The organism is Diaphorobacter ruginosibacter (assembly GCF_040396215.1).
Classification (GTDB): Bacteria; Pseudomonadota; Gammaproteobacteria; order Burkholderiales; family Burkholderiaceae_C; genus Diaphorobacter_A; species Diaphorobacter_A ruginosibacter_A.
Genome location: NZ_JBEBOW010000001.1, coordinates 65,297 through 82,771, shown reverse-complemented (window position 1 = coordinate 82,771; position 17,475 = coordinate 65,297). Strand labels below are relative to the sequence as shown.

Sequence of the window (17,475 nt, the reverse complement as noted above, 5' to 3'; positions counted from 1 at the left end):
GCTCAGCCTCCCACTGGAACGGGCTGGCCGTTCTTGATCACATACACCTGACCATCCTTGCCACGCACCTTCGTGCCATCTGGTGGTGCAGCTTGCTGAGTCGGTTGCGTCTGCAGGCGGCGCATCTCGCCGGTACGACGATTGACTGCAGCGAGCACGCTGTCGGTCTTATTACCCTGGGCATCCATGCCGCCTTGAAGTGCCACGCCCTGCCAATGGTCATCGTCTGTCTTGCCCATCATGGCCAGCAGCCGTTGACGCGCGTTGTGCTGCTCATCTGGCGTCTTCGCGTTTTCGAGATCGATTTGCGCCTTTTCCTGACGCTGAGCCACACGATTCTGGAAAGCGGCTGCGCCCTGCTTGATCGCGAGTTCGCCGCGGGCGATGGCATTCGCATCGTCATAGTGACGTGCTCCGATTTGGGCTCGTTCAGTCGCGCCCGCCTGCTGCATCCCTTCGCGGCCCGTGGCGGCGTTCTCACGCATGCCCGCCTGATCCATACCCGGCTGCGCCTGCTTCAATGCCTGGTCGGTCTGGAGCATGGCCTGGTAGGCGGCGACCGCCGGTGGCGTGGTGGCCTGGCCGTTGTTGCTGAACCGGCCCATGCCGGTGCCCTGCCACGTTGGGCGGTTCATGATGCTTCCGGCAGCCGTCGCCGCGTTCTGCAGATCCTTGCGTGCCTGCCAGTCATTGCCGGAATGGGCCACGACAGGAGCGTCAACGCCACCGGATCCAACCGCCATCAGCCGAGCCTGAGCATCGCCACCACTGCCCCCTGCTGCGCCGTCGTTCGACGCGGGCGCGACGCCAGCCTGATTCAATCGCTGGTCATACGCAGGGTTGTAGTCCACAGGTGTCGGGCTGCTGATCAGCCCAGCCTGAAACGCTTGCTCAGGTGACATGCCCACGGGCGACTGCGTGCCAGCATTCAACAGCCGTGAAGCCGCGCTGCCACCATTGGCACCACCGCCGCTTGTCGCGAAAGCGTAGTTGCCGTTGTCATCCATGGACACACGCGAACCATTAGGCGCCACATCAACCCGCCCAAAGCCACGGCCATTCAGTCCGCCACCTGGCAATGCGTCACCTTTGGCATTGGTGTACGAGACCGGGCCGGAGACGTCACCGCCGCTGAAAGACATCGTGCCATTGGCCTGACGCTGCACGGCCACCTTGCCCTGAGGATTCATGGCGCCGACCTCGGCATTGGTCATGCCGGCTCGATCCCACGAAGGCTTCGCCGGAGCTGGTGCGGCCGCCGGCGATGTGGAGGTAGGATGAGGCTGGTTGGGATCTGCGAAGGCGGGATTGATCTGCCCACGTCCAGCACCCGCGCCCACAGCAACCGAACGGGGAGCGGGAGCATTCGAGGCGGCAGAGGCCAGGCTCGGAAGCGCAGCAGATGTGGCTGCAGTGGACATGCCTGCATCCATCAGCCGAGACGCAGCATTGATCCCCTTGGAGATCAATCCTCCCGTTTGCGCGACGGCGGGTAGCGCTCCCGAGACACCAGGCAGCGCCATGGCCGAGTTGTAGACATTGCGGCCAAGCTCCGTGTCAGTCCAACTGTCGCCGACTCTTCGCCCTGCCGTGATGGATGGCCCGTCATCCTTTGGAATCTGCGCAATCAACTCCTCGCGGGAAAAATCCTTGGCAGGAGCGGTGCCAGTCGATGCAGCAGGAGCAGACGCCGCAGCAGGTAACGGCTGCGTGACCGTTGTCCCGGGAGTGCTGGCACCTGCAGCAGCATCGCCAAAGCTGTTAGGTTTCTGCCGCTCTTCGTCCACCATGCCGCCGTCAGCAAAGCGCCGACGGTGGCGCGGCCTTCCGGTAGGCCTGTGCGTTGCAGACACCAGATCACGAAGAGATTTGATGCCCACCGCTCGCACGGTGTCTGCGGGCAGCACGAACTCATCGCGCGAGAGCTTTGCATCGACGGAGTCGGATGTTGGAGTTCCTGGACCTCGAACAAGGCCGCCATCACGGAATCGAGGAGCTGAGCGCGCGGCGCCCAGAAGCCGCTTCGCCGCGGCAGACAGTGGTTGAGACATGAGGATCCCTTCTGGATTGACCAGAAGAGTCTCAGGCTGGCCACCGAAATTGACTAACCCTAGAGGGGAGCGCTACCAGCTGCTGCGAACCAGTGGCGGCGCGCGGTCGCTGCGCTTGCGCTGCACGTTGGCGTCGGGTCGCTCACCAAAGACGCTGATGAACAAGGCCTCATACTCAAGCGCCTTGACCTTGTCAAAGCTGTCCGCGTCGCTCTTCAGGTATGCGCAGCGATAGACCCAATGGCGCAGATCTTCATGGAATCGCGCAGGGATCTCTGGTCGATCCGACTGGCGATCTTCGGAGAGCTGCTTGAGCGGGCCGCGATACACGATCAGCGAGAGCGTGTCGGCAACCGTTGGTGTGGGCACAACGCACATGCATGGTGCCTTCGCGCCGGTAGCCGGGATGAACACGAAGAAGCGTGGCTTCCCCGTGCGTGACTCCCAGCCGGGCGACTCGCGGTCCAGATCTTCGACGCTGGTTTCGTCAATAACCTGCCCGAGCACCGTCATGCGCTTCACCTCCAGCACGCTTGCATGCAGGTCATAGGTCGCCTGGCCTGGAACGAGCTGGATGCTGCACACGGCGGGCGTGAATCGATCCTCGATCAGCCTGGCTCGCTCGCACGCCTCCTGCACCGCGCTGTTCAGGTATCGCACCAGATCAGCATCGGACCAGAAATACGGCGTGACCTCATCATGGAGGTCAGAGCGGAATGCGGCGAGGAGCTGATCGACGGTCATTGCTTCAGTTCTGCGGCAACTTCATCGAACGCAGCATCGGCTTCTTCGCGCGTGACGGGGAAGCCGGTCTTGGCCTTCAGGCGCACCAGGTTGGGCTTGCCGTCCGCGGTGAAGTCATCCTTGTCGGCGCCCTTGATCATCGCTTCGAGCGTCTCGCGCAGCACGATCTGGCGATTGAGGGTCTGCGTGCGAACCTCGGCAGTACCTTCATCGGTCAGCACAGCGCCGCGCGCCATCGCTTCACGCTGAAAAATGACCGGGACTTCGATGCCCTTGTCGTCGGCGGTAATGACCATCGTATGGCCGGAGGTCAGTGCGACGTGCAAAGGTTCGTTGGTAGGAGAGCGGAATTTCACGATAAGGTCCTTGCAAAAAGTGCCCCGCAGCATGTAGCTGCGAGGGCAAAGCGGGCCGTGAGGGCCCGACCACTGAGAAACAGTCAGCCTTGCGTGAAGGCCGAGCGACCTTCAACGAAGTACTGGATGGTGATGCGCGCGCTGCCGGCGGTGGCCGCGGCGCCCGTCTGCGCGGCCAGCACATTCAGGGCTTCGGCCACGGTGTGCTTGTAGCCGGTCAGCGTCAGCGCCGTGCGCCCGGGCGTCTTCAAGTTGACGGCTGTCGAGGTGTAGCGGTCATCGTCGACTGCATCGCCGAGCTTGAGCGTGGCGGTGGTCTCGCTGTCCCATGCCGTGGTGACCACCACGTCGCCGCCGACCAGCACAGCGTTACCCGGCAGGTCGAAAGCGGCCTCGGCGGTGCCGTAGGCTGCGATGTCGGCAAAGCCGATGGTGAGGTGCGCCACGATCAACTCTTGGCGCGAGGGATTTTTCTTGATGGACATGATGTGCTCCGTTCAGCAACAGGGAGGAAAGGAAGGGGCAGGACAAGCGCCCTGCCCTGGCCTGCTTACTGCAGGTAGTGGTCAATAGCGACGAGACCAAAGTCCTCGACCGACTTGTCGTAGATCGAATAGAACTGAGGTTTCAGCAGTCCCAGCATCTTGTCGACGTTGATGCCCCAGCGGCTGTCGTACTGGAAGAGCTTCTCGGCCCACTCCGCCGTCTTGATGTCACCCATCGCCAGCGCCTGGGCACCGCACAGCAGCGTGCGCGTGCCGTTGACCAGACCACCCGCGCCCCACTTCGCACCAGCAGCCGCGCCTTTGGTGTTATAGACGAGGTTGAACTCGTGGATCACAGCACCATCGACGGTAACCGTGGCCCCGGTGAACCATGGCGAATCCATGCCCGCTTTGGTCGCGACCGCCACGACGGCTTCACGGTATGCCTGATCCTTCTTCAGCGCCGCGAGCGTGCCCGGTGCCACGAACATCACGTAGTACGGCTTTCCGCCGGCCATGAGCGGCTTCACGCGGTGTTCCTTGGCGTAGGCCACCGCGTCGACGATCATGTCGTACTTGGGCACAAACGCCGTCGTGATCGCCGAGGTGTCGGACAGATCCAGCGAGGAACCCGTCCACATCAGCGAACGCTTGGGCGACGGTGCCGTCACCAGCCCTGCGAAATCCAGCGACGGGAAAATCGAGTTCAGTCGCGGGGATCCGTCGTTGTTGAACGCGTAGCTGATGCCCGACATCGTGAGGAACGCAAGCTGATCGCCACGGTTGGCCAGCCAGTAGGACAGCTTGTCCTTGCCATGGGCGCGGGCGTCGATGGTCGAGCGTTGATCCGACAGCTTGCCCTTGTTTGTGATGCCGTGGCTGATCAGGTCGCACTCGATGATCTGCGAGTGCGACTCCATGGCTTCTTCGTTGCCCTCGCGCTCGTTGTCACCCTTGACGCCGTCGCCCACCAGATCCGCCACCAGTTGGATCACGCACTTCGTGCCCTTGTTGGTCTCGGTCAGTTCGGTCACGCGCTGGATGACGTTGTTGTCCCCCTTCCCCGTGAAGTTCTTGATGAACATCTGGTCGCGCGCCGCGCCCCAGACTTCTCGGCCCCAGTTGATCTTTTCAACCGGAGACAGTGCTGCAAAATTGGTTTCCATGTCCTGCTCCAAAGAGATGAATTGCTTCGGGACATGACGCCGCCCACTGCGAGAAACATGGCTTGGGCGGCCAAGAGCGCCAGATGCTTAACGCCTTCCCAGGCGACAACCCGTTGGAGTGACGGCCGGCTTGGTGGGTGAGACCAAACCGGCCCTGCGTGTCAGATCACATCGCCGCGCAGCTTCTTGCGCTCAGCTTCCGGAAGAGCCATGTACTCGTCGTCCGACAGCTTCGATGCATCGATCTTCTGAGGTGCTGCCCGATTTCCCATGCCGGCCTGCAAGGCAGCAGGTTGGAGCATCGAATCGGCGGCACCACGCTCATTGGCACGCTGTACCCGAATATCACCAGATGCACCACCATCGCGTCCAGCCCTAGAGGGGGAGCCCGCCGAAGCAAAGCGCGGAGCAATCAGGTTCACGGACTCGACCGTGGCCTGCTCGCGCGACATGCCGCGCTGCATGCGGATGAACACCGCCCCCTCGATCGCGTCGAGCGCTTCCTGCCCGTCAGCAGTATCGAGCCATGGGTATTGCTCGAGCAGTTGGCCCACCGTTGCCGCCATCTTCGACTGTTCCTGCTGGGCCGCGCTTTCCTGTGCAAACCGCGCATAGGCTTGGTCATGCAGGGCCTGGTTGATTTGAAGGCGCAGAGCCGACGCCGCTTTGCCATCGCCCTCCAGCATGAACTGCGTGTACTGCTCCTCTGCCTCGGCGATGTTGAACTCCTGCTGTTGAGGAGTCGAGGCTGAGGCTGGAGATTGGGCTGTCGCGCTACGCTCGGCAATCTGCGCGCGCAAGGCCTCATTCTCGGCTTCCAGTGCCTTGCGGCGGTCGTTGATCTCGTTGAAGCGGGCGCGCGGAATGCCGCCGCCCTTCTCCGCGCCCGTGTCGTCGGGGTCGGGCTCCGGCGTCGCCGCCGCGCCCGTCGTGGTGCCGGTATCCGCGGACGGTGCGGGTGCTGCAGCTGGTGCCGCTGGTGCCGCTGGTGCAGGTGTCGGCGATTCCTGGCCGCCGACCTGATCACCGCGCAGGCGAGCACGCTCTTCCTCCGGGAGGCTGAAATACGCGTCATCGTCGAGCACCGCCGTCTCGGTCGCGCCGGTGTCGGTGCCTGCGGCATCCGCGCCATCATCACCAGCAGGTGCCATGCAGCGGATCAGAAAGTTCTTGAGGTTCATGGTTGCTTCCTTCAGTGGTTACTCAGCCCGAACACCATCGGGCGCGAGGGTTTCAATTCCCGCCTCCTGGCCGCGTGCTGGGCTGGCCGGGGTGAACGGATCGGTGTTTTGTGGCAGCGCAACGGGCTGCATGGCGCCGGACGGCTGCGGCACGATCGGTGCGGCGTCGTGGTCGACAGCGCCAGCCGAGCGCAGCAGGCCGTCGGCCAGCGCTGCAGTGGCGGGCGTTTGCGCGATCACCTGCGCTGTCTGCACGCTGCTGTATTGGGTCTTCACCGCAATGTCCGTCGATTGGGTATCGGTCTTGCGTGTCTGCGCGTCGAGCAAGCGCACACGGGCATCGACCGTTGGATCGGCCGGCGGCTTGTTGCCCTCGATGGTCGACAGGATTTCTTCCTTGTCCGCGAGGTTGGAATAGCGGATGAGGATTGCGGGCGGGATCGGTGCGCCAGCCTTCAGCATCTCCAGCGCCTGCTGGAACTGGCTGTTCTGGAACGTCACCTGCATTGGCTGCTCGGTGATTACCACGTCATAGGTGCCCACGGTCACGTCGTTGAAGTAGCTGCCGGTGAGCGGATCGAGCCGGTTGATCTCGACGCGCTCCTCCTTCGGCTTGCCCGTCATTGCATCGGTCTCGGTGATCCGGAAAATGCGATAGCTGTCGTAGTAGCGCTGGATCAGCTTGAGGATGCGACGGGCCAGAAGCTGGCGCGTGTAGGCCAGGTTGTCGAGTGGCACGGCGAGCTGTTGCTGGCTTGCGAACTGCTTGGACTGGATGGCCACGCCCGAGATCTCCGGGCCCGCGCTGCCGCGCATGGCGTCGGGCACCGTCACATCCTTGAGTGCCTTGTCCACGCGGTCGATGAATCGGTCGACGCCGGTCGGAATCTGGTTGGGCTGGATCTTCTGCGGACGCTTTGCCATGTCCTTGACCTCGATGTGCAGGCCAGTCTGCGCACCGCGCTTCTCCAGTTCGCCCGAATCCATGTTGGTGATGGAGTTCTGATCCGTGATCCAGCCGCTGTTCGCGCTCGTGTTGACGATGTGCACGAACTGGCTCATGGCCTTGTTGAGCGCCTCCTGCGGGCCCATGGCGTCGTCGACCATCCCTGCCGTCTTGCCGCGACGGAAATAGGCGAAGTACGGCACGATGGTGAAGTGCTCGTACGGGCTGTAGGTGTCGTGCAGCGTGGCGGTGAACGTGGTGACCGTCCACTTCACGCGCCGCTGCATGCGCCTGGCGCGCACCGCGCCGTGGGCCAGCGCATCCGCGATGGAGTCCTGCGCCATCACTGCCTCAACCTGAATGTCGCCGGTGGTGGGCCAGACGATGCACGGGGTGAGCTCGTAGATGAAGCGCTGGCGGTCGATGATCCGGTAGCGCTCGAGCCCGTCATCCTTCTTGGCGTGGGCATCAAGCCACCCCGAACGGTTGCCAGCGGCGAACTTGCTGCGTTCCGGCTCGTCGTCCATGTCCCCAAAGTCCACGCCCGCGTCGTTGCTCTCGGCTGCCTTGTCGCGTGCCTTCTTGCCATAGACCTGCTCGATCTCGCCGAGCGTAAGCCAGCGGGTGATGATTACGTCACCCCACTGGTCCGGGTCGTAGGACTTCGAGTCCGGGTCCGGGATCACATCCATGGGATCGCGGTTGCTGACGTCGATTTCGCCCTGAATGTTGCAGTCGAAGTTCATGCGCACCTCGAAATACCCGCGCTGCTGGATCAGGCCATCGCTGAATACCTGGGTTTCATGCCAGTGCAGGTTGCAGAGATCCGCGACCTGCATGGCGACCTTGGAGAGGATGGTGGCCGTGTTCAGGTCCGAATCACCACCGCGCGGCTTGAACGCGATGTCCATCCGATTGTGGATCTGGTAGCCGATCGCGCTGTTGATCGACGGCTTGATCTCGTTGAACTCGTAGGCCGGGCGGCGTTCCTTGGCAAGCTGAGCCCGCTGCTCGGGTGTCCACTGCCGGCCACCGCCGAGGTACATGTCCTCGCAGCGCGCGGCATGCGGCATGTAGTCGAGGTGGCCACGATTCTTGCCGTATTCGTAGCGCGCCCAGTTCTCGCGCGCCGCGTCGTCGCCCGTGCCGGTGATGGGGGATGTGTTATTCATGATCATGCTGTGGCTTGGTCCCAGTGGCCGGAGTTGCCGCTGGAATAGCGGTCGCGCCAACTCGGTTTGCGGTGCGAGAGAACGGGAGGTGGAAGATCCGCGACGAAGGTCATGGCCACGCTGTCGCCCTTGTCTGGTGACCGCCCCAGCGTTTCCCGGATCTCGTCCTTGCTGTTGATCTGGATGGCGGCACCCTTGCCCATGGTCACCACCTTGTATCGGGGCGCCGTGAGGTCGCCGAGCAACTCCGTATCGGGCGGCAGCGCGATCGGATCGGGGTTCGTTGGATCGAGCGCCTCCCTCAGGTGCCAGTACATCTCCGCGCGCTTATTGCGAAAGTGAAGCTGTCCGGCTTTATCCATCAGGCTGCTCGCCTCCGAGCCGACCACCGGATGCACGTTGAGGCCCAGCCCGATGAGGAAATCCAGTGCGCTGGAGCCGATGCCGATGGCATCCACAGCGATGGTTGCGCCATCACGCACAAGGGGTGTGACGAATGCGGCAGCCGTAGGGCCATTGGTGGTGACGCTGCCAGGCACTGTTTCCAGTCTGTCGAACCAGTTGCTGTGGCGCCGGGCTGCTGACGACTTGTCCAGACCGCCGCGCGACGGGTCAAAGCCCAACGCGGTCATTGGCCCCTTCTGCTCGCGCGCTGTCCAGCGAGCCTGCGCAGCCTTCACCCAATCGGTAGGGATGAGCTGCCACACAGGATCAGCGGATCCCGCATTGAAGTCGCCGCGAAGCATCTGAGAGCGCAGAGGCTCGGGCAGCGACTGCAGCGTGGCCTTGTAGCCTGTCGCCATCAGGAACAGGTTGTCATCCACGCGTGATGGGATGAAGGTGCGGCTCTTCGGCTTCAGCCACTCTTCGCCCGCCTGCACCGGTTCGGGTCCCGGCACCTCTTGATCCTCACCCTTCTCGTTCGTGATGTACCAACGCAGCTCACCTGGCTTGGCCGGGTTCGGGTGGTGCGGATCAAGCCATGGTGCCCAGAACCGTTTTACCCATTCGCCTTCCGCGTCGGTGGGCGGGTTGCCTGCTGCAACGACGCGCTGACGCACTTCCGGATTGTCCGTGCGCATCCAGCCTATCAACGTGCGGAACTGCAACTCGGTGAAGTGGGTGATCTCGTCGAAGCCCTTGAGATCATGCGGGCGACCTTGGTACTTCACCCAGTCGCCGGGCTCGTTGACACTACCCAGTTCGAGCAGCTTCTCGCCTGGCAGGCGCCAGAGATGATCCTGACCGTTGTATCCGTCGCGAGAGCCGAGGATCTTCTCCATGCGCGTCTCAAGGCCCTTGAGCTGCACACCTTGGCGGCGGAAGATGATGCTGTTCTCCTGCTCTGTGAGGCTCAGGCCAAGCAGCAAATCTGTCTTGCCACCGCCCGCGCTCCCGCCATAGAACAGGATGTCGGCCGTGGAGTAGAACGCCACGCTCTGCGGCCCAGGCTGCGGCACCCAGATAGATGGATCGACCATGCGCAGGAACACATCCAGCTCGGCGCGCTGGCCTTCGGGCAGCTGCTTCAGGCGGCGCAGCAGCTCGGTGGATGTGGGTTTGGCGCGCATCACTCTGCACCTCCGCCCAGAATGCGCCCGAGTGTTTCCATCAGGGCGGGGTTGTCGTCGAGGACACGCTGCATGCGCACCACACGTTCGGCATCCGACATTGAGCGCAGCGCCAGCGGATCGGAGCGCTGCAGGTTGTCCTTGGCGTACAGCCCGAGATGCTTGGCCAGCTTCTCCCAAGCCTCCATCTGCGAGTGCATCTGGATCTCGATGCCGTACTTGGTCTGCTTGGCACCGGCATAGAGTGCGGCGGCCTGCGGGCTCAGATAGCGCGTGTCCTTGAGCACTGTGCGCGACTCACCGTCACCACCGCAGTTCGGGCACTCGGGATGAGGCTGCAGCAGAGGATTGAAGCCGATACCGCCAGCCTCGTCGAAGTCCTCGGGCGGCTTGCCCTTTGCAGCCCACTGCTCACGGTCAGTCGCCATCTCGCGCTGCGTGCGCTGGAATTTGTGGCCCTCGCCATGACAGCAACGGCAGCAACCGGTTTTGACCTCGACCAGTTCGCGCGGGTCGGCCGTTGCAATCAGGGCCAGAGACTTCACCACACGTTCGGCACTGATCTCCAGCTTGGATTGCAGCTTCTTCTGGCCTTCCTCGACCGCCAAACGCACCTTGCCGTTTGCTAACAATCGGCTTGCCTGTTCGTGCGCAGTCCTCACGCTGTACCCGGCGCGGATGGCCGCCTGGGTGCCATTCATGTCGACCAGGTATTCCTGAACGAAGAGCTGTTGCCGTGGTTCCAAAGCCGCGAGTTTCGCGGTTACCGGCTTTTCCTTCTCCGGCCGCACCCATCCCTGCCTCTTGGCGCGCTTGGTGATCGCGGCATGCGTCACACGCTGCTTCAGGCCGATTTCGCGCAGGGAGATGGTGGTCGTGGTGTAGGCGTGCTCAATCGCCACCCAGTCGATGGACCGTGGCGGCGATGGATTGGCATTTTGAGGAGGAGGGTTGTCATTGGTATCCACATCCCCGATGGTTCCCAGAACTCGGGTGCAATGGAAACCCTAGAGGGGGACTGGCACAATGTCCTCAAAGCAACTGCCATTCGTTGGAAATGATCAAAAAGGCAAATGATCCGTACCTTGATGCTCTCGGCTCCACTGAGGTCGCGAGCATGGCGAGAATGATTGGAGAGCTCAAGCTGGATGTCCGAGAATTGGCAGGGGACCTGTTCACCAGTCCCCTTGACGAACTGGAGAAGAATCAATTCAAGGCGGTTCAAGAGGCTCAAGTTCGCGCGCTTGGCATCCTGCCTGACCCAACGGATGAATGGAAGAAGTCATTGCAAGGCCCAGACCCAGCGTCCGCCGTGAATGATTACATCGGCGCAGCGCGAATCCTGGGTACTTCAGGACTCAACTCCTACACAATAAGTAGTGAACTTGCCAAAGAGCAGCACGACGCAATTTTGGGCATGAACCGAAGCACACTCGAAGCGCAGACACCCAACGACCAGTCACTGCTTCAATCCATCAAGGAGTCCAGCATAGGGGACTTTGATTTTGAGGCGGCAGAAGAAGAATGGAAGCGAAACGAGAATCGGAAACGTCTCGATGGGTCCATGGAGATTCATCAGCACATCCAACGACAACATGCGGAGCATACGCAGCGCCAGCGGGATACTGCCGAAAACACGCGACGTGCGGCTGAAGCCACTGAGCGCTCCATTGAAATAGCGCTCCAGAATGCCGACGAAGCAAAGCTTGCGGCATCTGATGCAAAGAGAGAATCGAGGTTCCAGCGACGTTTGGCTGTTGCCGGATTTATTGTCGCGGCAGTCAGCCTCGTTGTTGCTGTTGCTGCACTCTGGGTAAGCGTCATACCGCTCCTCAAGCAGTAGTCACTAGGGATGGGCGCATCCACCCCAACCTCTTGGCCCTCTTGAGCACCGAGGTGCAGCACACGCCATACTTCTCAGCGAGCGCTACAACCGAGACATCCGACGTTGAGTATTCGCGCTCCAGCTCTGCCCACTCGTCGCCGATCCCCAGATTGCACGGGATGCCCGGAATCTTCCGCTGCTGCCGGGCCCACCGCACGGCCGCCTTCCCTCGGTTGAGCTTCTTGGCCACCTCGGCATCCGTCATGGTGCCGAGCAGTGCCACCTCCTCCGGGGTCCATCGGCGCTGAGCTTCGAAGGCATCTATCCCAAAGCGCTGGCGCGCGGACGCAATCGCACCTTGGTGGATTCCGAGTCTTGCTCCGATTTCTGCATCTGATGCGGATCCCAATTGCGCAATTACTTCTGGCGTCCACTTCAACCAGCCTTCTCTGACTTGGGAAGCAGCAATGCCCAGCGTCTTGCGCTTGAAAAATACTTGCGCCACCGTCAAACCGAGCTGGTTCGCAAGCGTCTGATCGGCCATGGTCCCTAACAGGGCGATTTTTTCCGGCGTCCAACGAAATCGATGACTCACGTCACGCGCCTCCCAGATCGCGCTTGAGCTGGCGCAGCTCGCGTTGCACCTGGCTCACCTTGCCGTCCAGTTCCCGGCCGGCCTGCAGGTTGCTCACCTGGACAGCATCGCCGAGCAGCATGTTGGCCAAGGTGCGGCGCTCGTGCGGATACAGGTCAACGCAGAACTCCCCGACCTCGATCTTCGAGAGACCACCGGGCAGCACTGTGACGGAGATAGCACGCGGCTCATGCACGCTTTCGGAGACCTCGTAAACGCCGTCGACCACACGAGTCAGGTATCCCTCTTCGATCCATCTGCTGACGTGGTCGTCGATCTTCGTGTAGGTCAGGCCCGTCAACTCCCCAAGCCGCTGGCGGCTGATGGCCAGGCCGAGTGCGCGCATCTCCAAGATCGCCCCCCAGATGATGTGGCTTGTCGGGCTCTTGGAGGCCGGATTCCAGTTCGGCGGCGTGGCCATTGGAGACCGTCGGGCGATGGATTTTTCGATGTCGATGGGTTCGGTCATGGCCGTGTTCTCCTCGAGGTTGCGTGTCCGTTCACTGACGATGGCTTGCCCATGTGCACCGCAGGACCTGCGCACCTTCTCGCAAGCGATCAAACGATCGCTCTCCAAGCGCCGAGCGTATGCCCGAGGTATTCAGGTTGCTGATCAGGACCGTCGGCAGGCTGTGCTTGTAGCGCAGATCGATGATGTCGAAGAGCTGCGTGCGCTCGCCATCGCTGTTGAAGCTCGAGCCTATCTCATCAAGGACCAAAAGTCCTGCTGTGCCCAGATACTCGACCAGCTCGTCTTCCGTCTGTGACATCCACCAGCGTGCATCCTCCATGTCACCCTGCTTCCGCCCCCAGGACGCGCGCAGCATGCGAACCAACTCTCGGGCACTGTAAATGCAAGCCCGCTTACGCTCGACGTTGATGACATGGGAAACCATGGCACTGCCGAGATGCGTTTTGCCGGTGCCCGGCAGGCCCAGCAACCAGAGGCCGCCGCCGGTTTCAGACACGAGCGGCGTGACGAAGGATCGGCATGTGTCACGAACCAATCGATGCCCATCGGACTGCGCTTCGAAGTTGTCAAAGGTGTGGGCATGCATGCGGCCGACTAGGCCGCTGATCTCCATCCGATTGACCCGAATCCGCTCAGCTCTCTGCGTTTCCTCGTGCTGGCGCGCTGCGGCCTCGTCCGCGAGCTGCTGAGCAGTACGTTCTTCAGAACAGGTTGGGCAACCGGTCCAGTTCCTCGATCCCGGGTAGAACTCGGTGGCCGTGAAAGGACCATGGCGATCACAGTGCTTCTCGCGCTGTCTGGCGGGCGCATGACCTGCGGGGCGCTGTGACGTCGGCGAACCAGCGGGGATAGGTTGTTGGTCGTCAGATGATGCGTCCATTTTTGTCGACTCCTTCGCTGTAATCCATTTGGTCAAATCCTGAATGTCTCGATGCGCGGTTGCTACTCGGAGCGGTCCAGTCGCTCAGGTAGTGCTCGCTGGGGCCGAAGAAGGTCGCTGCGTGCTTGACGAACTGCGGATCTTTCTGGGAAGCCTTGATGTAGGCCGCATATCGCTTCACGCCCTCCAAAATCTGACTCGCTGGAACACCGGCTCGAATGCGTGCATTCCACGCCTTCCACGCTTCCTGCTTCGAATGGTTTGGACGATCGGGGTAGGCGCTCCACGCGGCTTCGAACTCCGCGCTGTACGCCGACTTGCCGGACCGCTGCTTCACCGCGACAGAACCAGGACTCGCATTTCCGTCGAGCAAAAAACCCGGCGCGTCAAAAGCTCCCTCCTCCCCCTCGGGGGGTAAGGGGGGTATTTCTTTATGGTGATTGGTGTCTGGTGATTGGAGTCTGGGGACGGGCGCGCGGTGCATACCGTTCGCATTGCGTTCGGAATGCGTTGGTTCATCATCCGTATATGCGGTCGGTATGCGTTCGCATTGCGTTCGCATATCACCGGCGGATGCGTCCGCATTGCCTTCGGATTGCGAAGGCTTTGCTCCCCATCGTGCGCTCGCACTACGTTTCGCCTTGGTCTGCTTGTCCAAATAGCGCTCAATTTCCCGTTCGCAGCGTTGCTGAACCCACCCTTGCTCAGATCGCGTGAAAAACTCTTCAAGTACGACTTGCAATGCTTCACGCTCCTCGATGGAGCGTGCGCCCACGAGCCGAGCCGCCTGATCGTCAGGAATGGCCGCCTCGCGCGTGTAGTACACATCCATGAGCCTCGTGTAGACGCCGTGCTCAAGCAGCGACAAGTGCGCCGTGTCTTTCAGATAGTCGCCAATATGGCGTTCGTAGTAGTTCACGAGATGCGCCTCCCTGCTCGGCACTCACCGATCAATCGGGGAAATTCAATACCCGCGCACGTAGACGCCATCAGCGCATCGACAATCACCGAGGTTTTCGGAGACCGACACAAATTCGCGTGGCTCTTGATCCAATCGCTCGCCATGTCTATTCCCAATTTTGACGAGCCAAACGCTTGAATTCGACAAGCATCTCGATCACTGCATCCACGTTCGTCACGTGGATACGAATGCGCTGCTCATCTTCATCCAAAGGGGAAGTGACAAGGTGCACATACCCGTGGCTTTCGGCGCTCACGTAAATCTCATCTTGGTGCCGAATCAGACCCACAAGGCCCGTTCCTGCTTGCACATTTTTGGGAGACTGAACTGAGTTCATACTTCCGCCTTTCTGGACAAACCATCACACTTTTGAGAGAAGAAACCACAGGCAGGCGGGAAAGGTGGAAACCGCTTTTCGGATTTGGGAGCTACCCGTAACCTAGCCGTGGCTGGAAACATCACGCGCCCCTGATCGGGGCCGGGCCGCCGCGCAAGATGGACTCGGCGTACTCGAGGCGCTTCATCAACTCGGCGTTGCGCTCGTTCGCCTCACGAAGCTGGCGTTCGTATTCCGATTCACGCTTGCGCAGATAGCCGAGGTCATACCCACGGCTGTGCAAGAGCCACAGCAGCGGCGCCTCGTTGCCAGCCTGATCCATGAAGCGGTTGAGCTGGTCCTGGGGGAAGTTGTGCTGGCCCGAGCTCATGATGCGGCTCCACTGCGCGGCATCCTTCACCACGCCGCCGGCGCCGATGAACGACTTGTCATCGCGCCCGCTGAGGGTCTGGCAAAGCTGCAGGGCCTTGGTCATGGACGGCTGTCGGGCAATCAATGCAGGGTCGATTGGTTGCATGTCGGGCCGCTCCAAAATTTCGAATTGAGTCATCGGATCAAAACGAGACAAATTTCTTGACTCGTGTTGTCTCGTTCTTTTGGAGATAGTCGATCCCCATGAACACACAACACACCACACCACCCAACGCTCTGGCCCGGCACATCACGTTCCACAGGAGCACGCGCACCTGGCTGAGCGAGTCGATCGAGGCCGCCATCAACTGGCAGACGAAGCGCCTGCACAACAGCACGCTCGAACTGAGTTGGCGCGACGGCATGCTGCACATTCGCTTCAAGGCGACGGAAGTGACTGTGCGCGGGCCGGTGGAGCTGATGCGGAACCGGCGCCCAATGCCGAGGAACATGCGATGAACCCGACCATCGAAGAACGGCGCCTTCGGCCGCGCCTGCAGGTGACGTTGCGCGCCAGCGCAAAAGGCGCCCACCGTCTCTCGGGGCAAAATGGCTGTTCCCCAACAACCGACCCTGAGAGAGGCAGACAAAATGGACCCATCACATCTCACCATTGCCGCGACCTCCTTGAGCGTCGCGAAGGACATGGTCACCGCAATGATGGGAGTCCGAGACTTCAATCTCGTCGCCGAAAAAACAGCCGCTATTCGCGACCAGGTTCTCCAAGCTCAGGACGCGCTCTTCGCTCACCAAACCCGTCTTTTCGAGCTCTTGAACGAGAATTTCAAAATGAGCGAGGAGATTCGAGCACTGAAGGAAGCCACGCGCGAGAGCAGTTGCTATCCGCTTGTCGACGTCGGGAATGGGCAATCGGCGTATTGGGTGAATGTCCCCCCAGAGGAGAGCGGGACCGAGAAGCCAAGCCCCTCGAAAGCGTCGTATTTCCTTTGCCAGTCGTGCTTGAGCAATGGAGTCAAGTCTGTGTTGCAGCCCAGATTCGAGCACGGGAACAATATCGGGTTGCAATGCAGAGGCTGCGGACACACCCTTCTCAACACCGAAGGAATCAAATACGCCGGAACCAAGCTCGTCGGCCCCAATGGAATCTCCCACTACCCCAAGATCTGAGCTGGAAGGAGTGCTCCTGGTGTGGTTAGACATCTCCGTAGCGCCACACCAGTTGTCACCACAAGGAATGAGGTGCGATTTCTTATCCATCGACGGCCTCCTTGAGTTGAGTTGCGGACGCGGATGTATGGCTTTTCTGCTGCAAACGCCACAGCGCAGCCTGTATGCGAACTACAAGACGAGGCGGCAACTTCAGCGCCTGCAGGGCATGAAAGTGTTCGAGAAAGGCTTGGTCAGCAGCAGAGTCAATTGGATTGAGTGCACCGGTATGCAGACGCAGGCCTACGTCAGCGGCTTCTCTGGCATGCTTCATGCTAAAACACAGAGCGAAACCAAAATTAGACATGACCGCCCCGGGAAATTGGTGAATTTGCGACATCGATTAGCGGGCGTCCTCCAGGATGAGGCCACAAGGGATCAGGTACACGGAGCCAAACCGTTTGAGGGCAAAGTTCTTCAACTGAAACCCCCGTTTCTTTTTCAATTGCTGGGGCATAGTCGCAAGGCAATCCATTGGCAAGCCAGTGCGAGACATGCCCTTGAGCCTTGTTCACAATCGACGCCAACTTCTTCTGGCTGCCCGATATCTGGATAGCCAAACGTAGGGACGGAAGTTGTTGAGGTGAAATTTTGGCTTTTTTCATACAAATTGCTTTGTACATAAAAACAAATCAATTTGCAACACCAATAACAAGTAAATTTGTAGGATTGAGGCATGTCAGATCAACCATCTTCAGGCTTCGCAGATCGACTCAGACTGGCCATGAAAACTGCCGGCGACATGAGTCAAAGCGAGCTCGCACGGGCTATCGGAGTTCGTCCCCAAGCCATTCAATACCTACTCAATCCCGCCAACCAAGCACAGGGAAGCAAGCACTTGGTTGCAATTGCAAATGCGTTGGATGTGTCTCCACAATGGCTGGCTGGCAGTTCCGCTGCGGCCATGCTGCTGGGCACACTTCCGGAACCACATTTTCTTTCGTCCCAACAGCTTGTAGAACAATTGGCAGAACTACTGCGTGACCGCCCGGAGCGAGAACTATCCGAGATTGCCAAGTTGCTCCATGCTCTATGCGTAGCTCCTGATAGCGAAATTGTCAAAAGGAGATTGGCTCGAAAACTCGATGGCGACAAGTAACAACAATCACGATCTAC

At 60.7% G+C, this 17,475-nt stretch carries 20 protein-coding genes; 3 read left to right on the top strand and 17 right to left on the bottom strand.

Annotation, left to right across the window (positions count from 1 at the left end; all coding sequences use genetic code 11):
• Nucleotides 1-2 precede the first annotated feature (2 nt).
• The 9 genes from ABWP92_RS00445 to ABWP92_RS00405 all read right to left on the bottom strand — a co-directional run bounded on the left by ABWP92_RS00445 (nucleotide 3) and on the right by ABWP92_RS00405 (nucleotide 10,640).
• Nucleotides 3-2,051, bottom strand: coding sequence for a hypothetical protein (locus tag ABWP92_RS00445; protein WP_353233364.1), 2,049 nt, complete (start codon nucleotides 2,049-2,051; stop codon nucleotides 3-5).
• Nucleotides 2,052-2,123: 72 nt separating this feature from the next.
• Entirely contained in the window at nucleotides 2,124-2,795 is a 672-nt protein-coding gene (locus ABWP92_RS00440; protein ID WP_353233363.1) for a phage adaptor protein, read from the bottom strand.
• Nucleotides 2,792-3,151: a hypothetical protein gene (locus ABWP92_RS00435; RefSeq protein ID WP_353233362.1), complete on the bottom strand. Its 360-nt coding sequence runs from the start codon at nucleotides 3,149-3,151 to the stop codon at nucleotides 2,792-2,794. Before ABWP92_RS00435 ends, ABWP92_RS00440 begins: the two co-directional genes overlap by 4 nt.
• A gap of 83 nt (nucleotides 3,152-3,234) precedes the next feature.
• Nucleotides 3,235-3,636, bottom strand: coding sequence for a hypothetical protein (locus tag ABWP92_RS00430; RefSeq protein ID WP_353233361.1), 402 nt, complete (start codon nucleotides 3,634-3,636; stop codon nucleotides 3,235-3,237).
• A gap of 65 nt (nucleotides 3,637-3,701) precedes the next feature.
• Nucleotides 3,702-4,802 (bottom strand): phage capsid family protein, encoded by a 1,101-nt coding sequence (locus tag ABWP92_RS00425; protein ID WP_353233360.1) that lies wholly within the window; start codon nucleotides 4,800-4,802, stop codon nucleotides 3,702-3,704.
• 161 nt (nucleotides 4,803-4,963) lie between these two features.
• A complete protein-coding gene (locus tag ABWP92_RS00420; RefSeq protein ID WP_353233359.1) occupies nucleotides 4,964-5,983 on the bottom strand; it encodes a hypothetical protein in 1,020 nt (339 codons plus the stop codon).
• A gap of 18 nt (nucleotides 5,984-6,001) precedes the next feature.
• Complete coding sequence (locus ABWP92_RS00415) at nucleotides 6,002-8,101, bottom strand: portal protein (RefSeq protein WP_353233358.1); 2,100 nt, start codon at nucleotides 8,099-8,101, stop codon at nucleotides 6,002-6,004.
• Between the two features lie 2 nt (nucleotides 8,102-8,103).
• Nucleotides 8,104-9,672, bottom strand: coding sequence for a terminase (locus ABWP92_RS00410; protein WP_353233357.1), 1,569 nt, complete (start codon nucleotides 9,670-9,672; stop codon nucleotides 8,104-8,106).
• Nucleotides 9,672-10,640 carry a terminase small subunit gene (locus ABWP92_RS00405; RefSeq protein ID WP_353233356.1) on the bottom strand — a complete coding sequence of 323 codons (969 nt, stop codon included), beginning with the start codon at nucleotides 10,638-10,640 and terminating at the stop codon, nucleotides 9,672-9,674. Before ABWP92_RS00405 ends, ABWP92_RS00410 begins: the two co-directional genes overlap by 1 nt.
• 83 nt (nucleotides 10,641-10,723) lie before the next feature.
• On the opposite strand from ABWP92_RS00405, the gene ABWP92_RS00400 reads away from it, so the two are divergent.
• The gene (locus ABWP92_RS00400; protein WP_353233355.1) at nucleotides 10,724-11,515 is read left to right on the top strand and encodes a hypothetical protein; all 792 of its coding nucleotides are present in this window, start codon (nucleotides 10,724-10,726) and stop codon (nucleotides 11,513-11,515) included.
• On the opposite strand, the gene ABWP92_RS00395 is transcribed toward ABWP92_RS00400, so the two are convergent.
• The 6 genes from ABWP92_RS00395 to ABWP92_RS00370 all read right to left on the bottom strand — a co-directional run bounded on the left by ABWP92_RS00395 (nucleotide 11,505) and on the right by ABWP92_RS00370 (nucleotide 15,349).
• Nucleotides 11,505-12,092 (bottom strand): hypothetical protein, encoded by a 588-nt coding sequence (locus ABWP92_RS00395; protein ID WP_353233354.1) that lies wholly within the window; start codon nucleotides 12,090-12,092, stop codon nucleotides 11,505-11,507. The two genes, ABWP92_RS00400 and ABWP92_RS00395, sit on opposite strands and share 11 nt — an antisense overlap.
• Nucleotide 12,093: 1 nt before the next feature.
• On the bottom strand, nucleotides 12,094-12,600 hold the full coding sequence (locus ABWP92_RS00390) for a hypothetical protein (RefSeq protein ID WP_353233353.1): 507 nt from the start codon (nucleotides 12,598-12,600) through the stop codon (nucleotides 12,094-12,096).
• Between the two features lie 31 nt (nucleotides 12,601-12,631).
• Nucleotides 12,632-13,483 (bottom strand): ATP-binding protein, encoded by an 852-nt coding sequence (locus tag ABWP92_RS00385; RefSeq protein WP_353233352.1) that lies wholly within the window; start codon nucleotides 13,481-13,483, stop codon nucleotides 12,632-12,634.
• Nucleotides 13,467-14,402, bottom strand: coding sequence for a YdaU family protein (locus ABWP92_RS00380; RefSeq protein WP_353233351.1), 936 nt, complete (start codon nucleotides 14,400-14,402; stop codon nucleotides 13,467-13,469). Before ABWP92_RS00380 ends, ABWP92_RS00385 begins: the two co-directional genes overlap by 17 nt.
• Before the next feature lie 148 nt (nucleotides 14,403-14,550).
• A complete protein-coding gene (locus ABWP92_RS00375; RefSeq protein ID WP_353233350.1) occupies nucleotides 14,551-14,781 on the bottom strand; it encodes a hypothetical protein in 231 nt (76 codons plus the stop codon).
• 121 nt (nucleotides 14,782-14,902) lie between these two features.
• Nucleotides 14,903-15,349 carry a hypothetical protein gene (locus ABWP92_RS00370; protein WP_353233349.1) on the bottom strand — a complete coding sequence of 149 codons (447 nt, stop codon included), beginning with the start codon at nucleotides 15,347-15,349 and terminating at the stop codon, nucleotides 14,903-14,905.
• Nucleotides 15,350-15,396: 47 nt separating this feature from the next.
• On the opposite strand from ABWP92_RS00370, the gene ABWP92_RS00365 reads away from it, so the two are divergent.
• Nucleotides 15,397-15,651 (top strand): hypothetical protein, encoded by a 255-nt coding sequence (locus tag ABWP92_RS00365; RefSeq protein ID WP_353233348.1) that lies wholly within the window; start codon nucleotides 15,397-15,399, stop codon nucleotides 15,649-15,651.
• Between the two features lie 141 nt (nucleotides 15,652-15,792).
• On the opposite strand, the gene ABWP92_RS00360 is transcribed toward ABWP92_RS00365, so the two are convergent.
• Nucleotides 15,793-16,410: a hypothetical protein gene (locus ABWP92_RS00360; protein ID WP_353233347.1), complete on the bottom strand. Its 618-nt coding sequence runs from the start codon at nucleotides 16,408-16,410 to the stop codon at nucleotides 15,793-15,795.
• 248 nt (nucleotides 16,411-16,658) lie between these two features.
• Complete coding sequence (locus tag ABWP92_RS00355) at nucleotides 16,659-16,964, bottom strand: YdaS family helix-turn-helix protein (RefSeq protein ID WP_353233346.1); 306 nt, start codon at nucleotides 16,962-16,964, stop codon at nucleotides 16,659-16,661.
• Between the two features lie 71 nt (nucleotides 16,965-17,035).
• Between ABWP92_RS00355 and ABWP92_RS00350 the strand changes: the two genes are divergently transcribed.
• Complete coding sequence (locus tag ABWP92_RS00350; protein ID WP_353233345.1) at nucleotides 17,036-17,458, top strand: helix-turn-helix domain-containing protein; 423 nt, start codon at nucleotides 17,036-17,038, stop codon at nucleotides 17,456-17,458.
• Nucleotides 17,459-17,475: the final 17 nt, after the last annotated feature.

Coding starts and splice junctions, on each gene's coding strand:
- ABWP92_RS00445 (WP_353233364.1), bottom strand. CDS start 2,051: ATGTCTCAACCACTGTCTGCCGCGGCGAAGCGGCTTCTGGGCGCCGCG.
- ABWP92_RS00440 (WP_353233363.1), bottom strand. CDS start 2,795: ATGACCGTCGATCAGCTCCTCGCCGCATTCCGCTCTGACCTCCATGAT.
- ABWP92_RS00430 (WP_353233361.1), bottom strand. CDS start 3,636: ATGTCCATCAAGAAAAATCCCTCGCGCCAAGAGTTGATCGTGGCGCAC.
- ABWP92_RS00425 (WP_353233360.1), bottom strand. CDS start 4,802: ATGGAAACCAATTTTGCAGCACTGTCTCCGGTTGAAAAGATCAACTGG.
- ABWP92_RS00420 (WP_353233359.1), bottom strand. CDS start 5,983: ATGAACCTCAAGAACTTTCTGATCCGCTGCATGGCACCTGCTGGTGAT.
- ABWP92_RS00415 (WP_353233358.1), bottom strand. CDS start 8,101: ATGAATAACACATCCCCCATCACCGGCACGGGCGACGACGCGGCGCGC.
- ABWP92_RS00410 (WP_353233357.1), bottom strand. CDS start 9,672: ATGCGCGCCAAACCCACATCCACCGAGCTGCTGCGCCGCCTGAAGCAG.
- ABWP92_RS00390 (WP_353233353.1), bottom strand. CDS start 12,600: ATGACCGAACCCATCGACATCGAAAAATCCATCGCCCGACGGTCTCCA.
- ABWP92_RS00385 (WP_353233352.1), bottom strand. CDS start 13,483: ATGGACGCATCATCTGACGACCAACAACCTATCCCCGCTGGTTCGCCG.
- ABWP92_RS00375 (WP_353233350.1), bottom strand. CDS start 14,781: ATGAACTCAGTTCAGTCTCCCAAAAATGTGCAAGCAGGAACGGGCCTT.
- ABWP92_RS00365 (WP_353233348.1), top strand. CDS start 15,397: ATGAACACACAACACACCACACCACCCAACGCTCTGGCCCGGCACATC.
- ABWP92_RS00360 (WP_353233347.1), bottom strand. CDS start 16,410: ATGGATAAGAAATCGCACCTCATTCCTTGTGGTGACAACTGGTGTGGC.
- ABWP92_RS00355 (WP_353233346.1), bottom strand. CDS start 16,964: ATGAAAAAAGCCAAAATTTCACCTCAACAACTTCCGTCCCTACGTTTG.
- ABWP92_RS00350 (WP_353233345.1), top strand. CDS start 17,036: ATGTCAGATCAACCATCTTCAGGCTTCGCAGATCGACTCAGACTGGCC.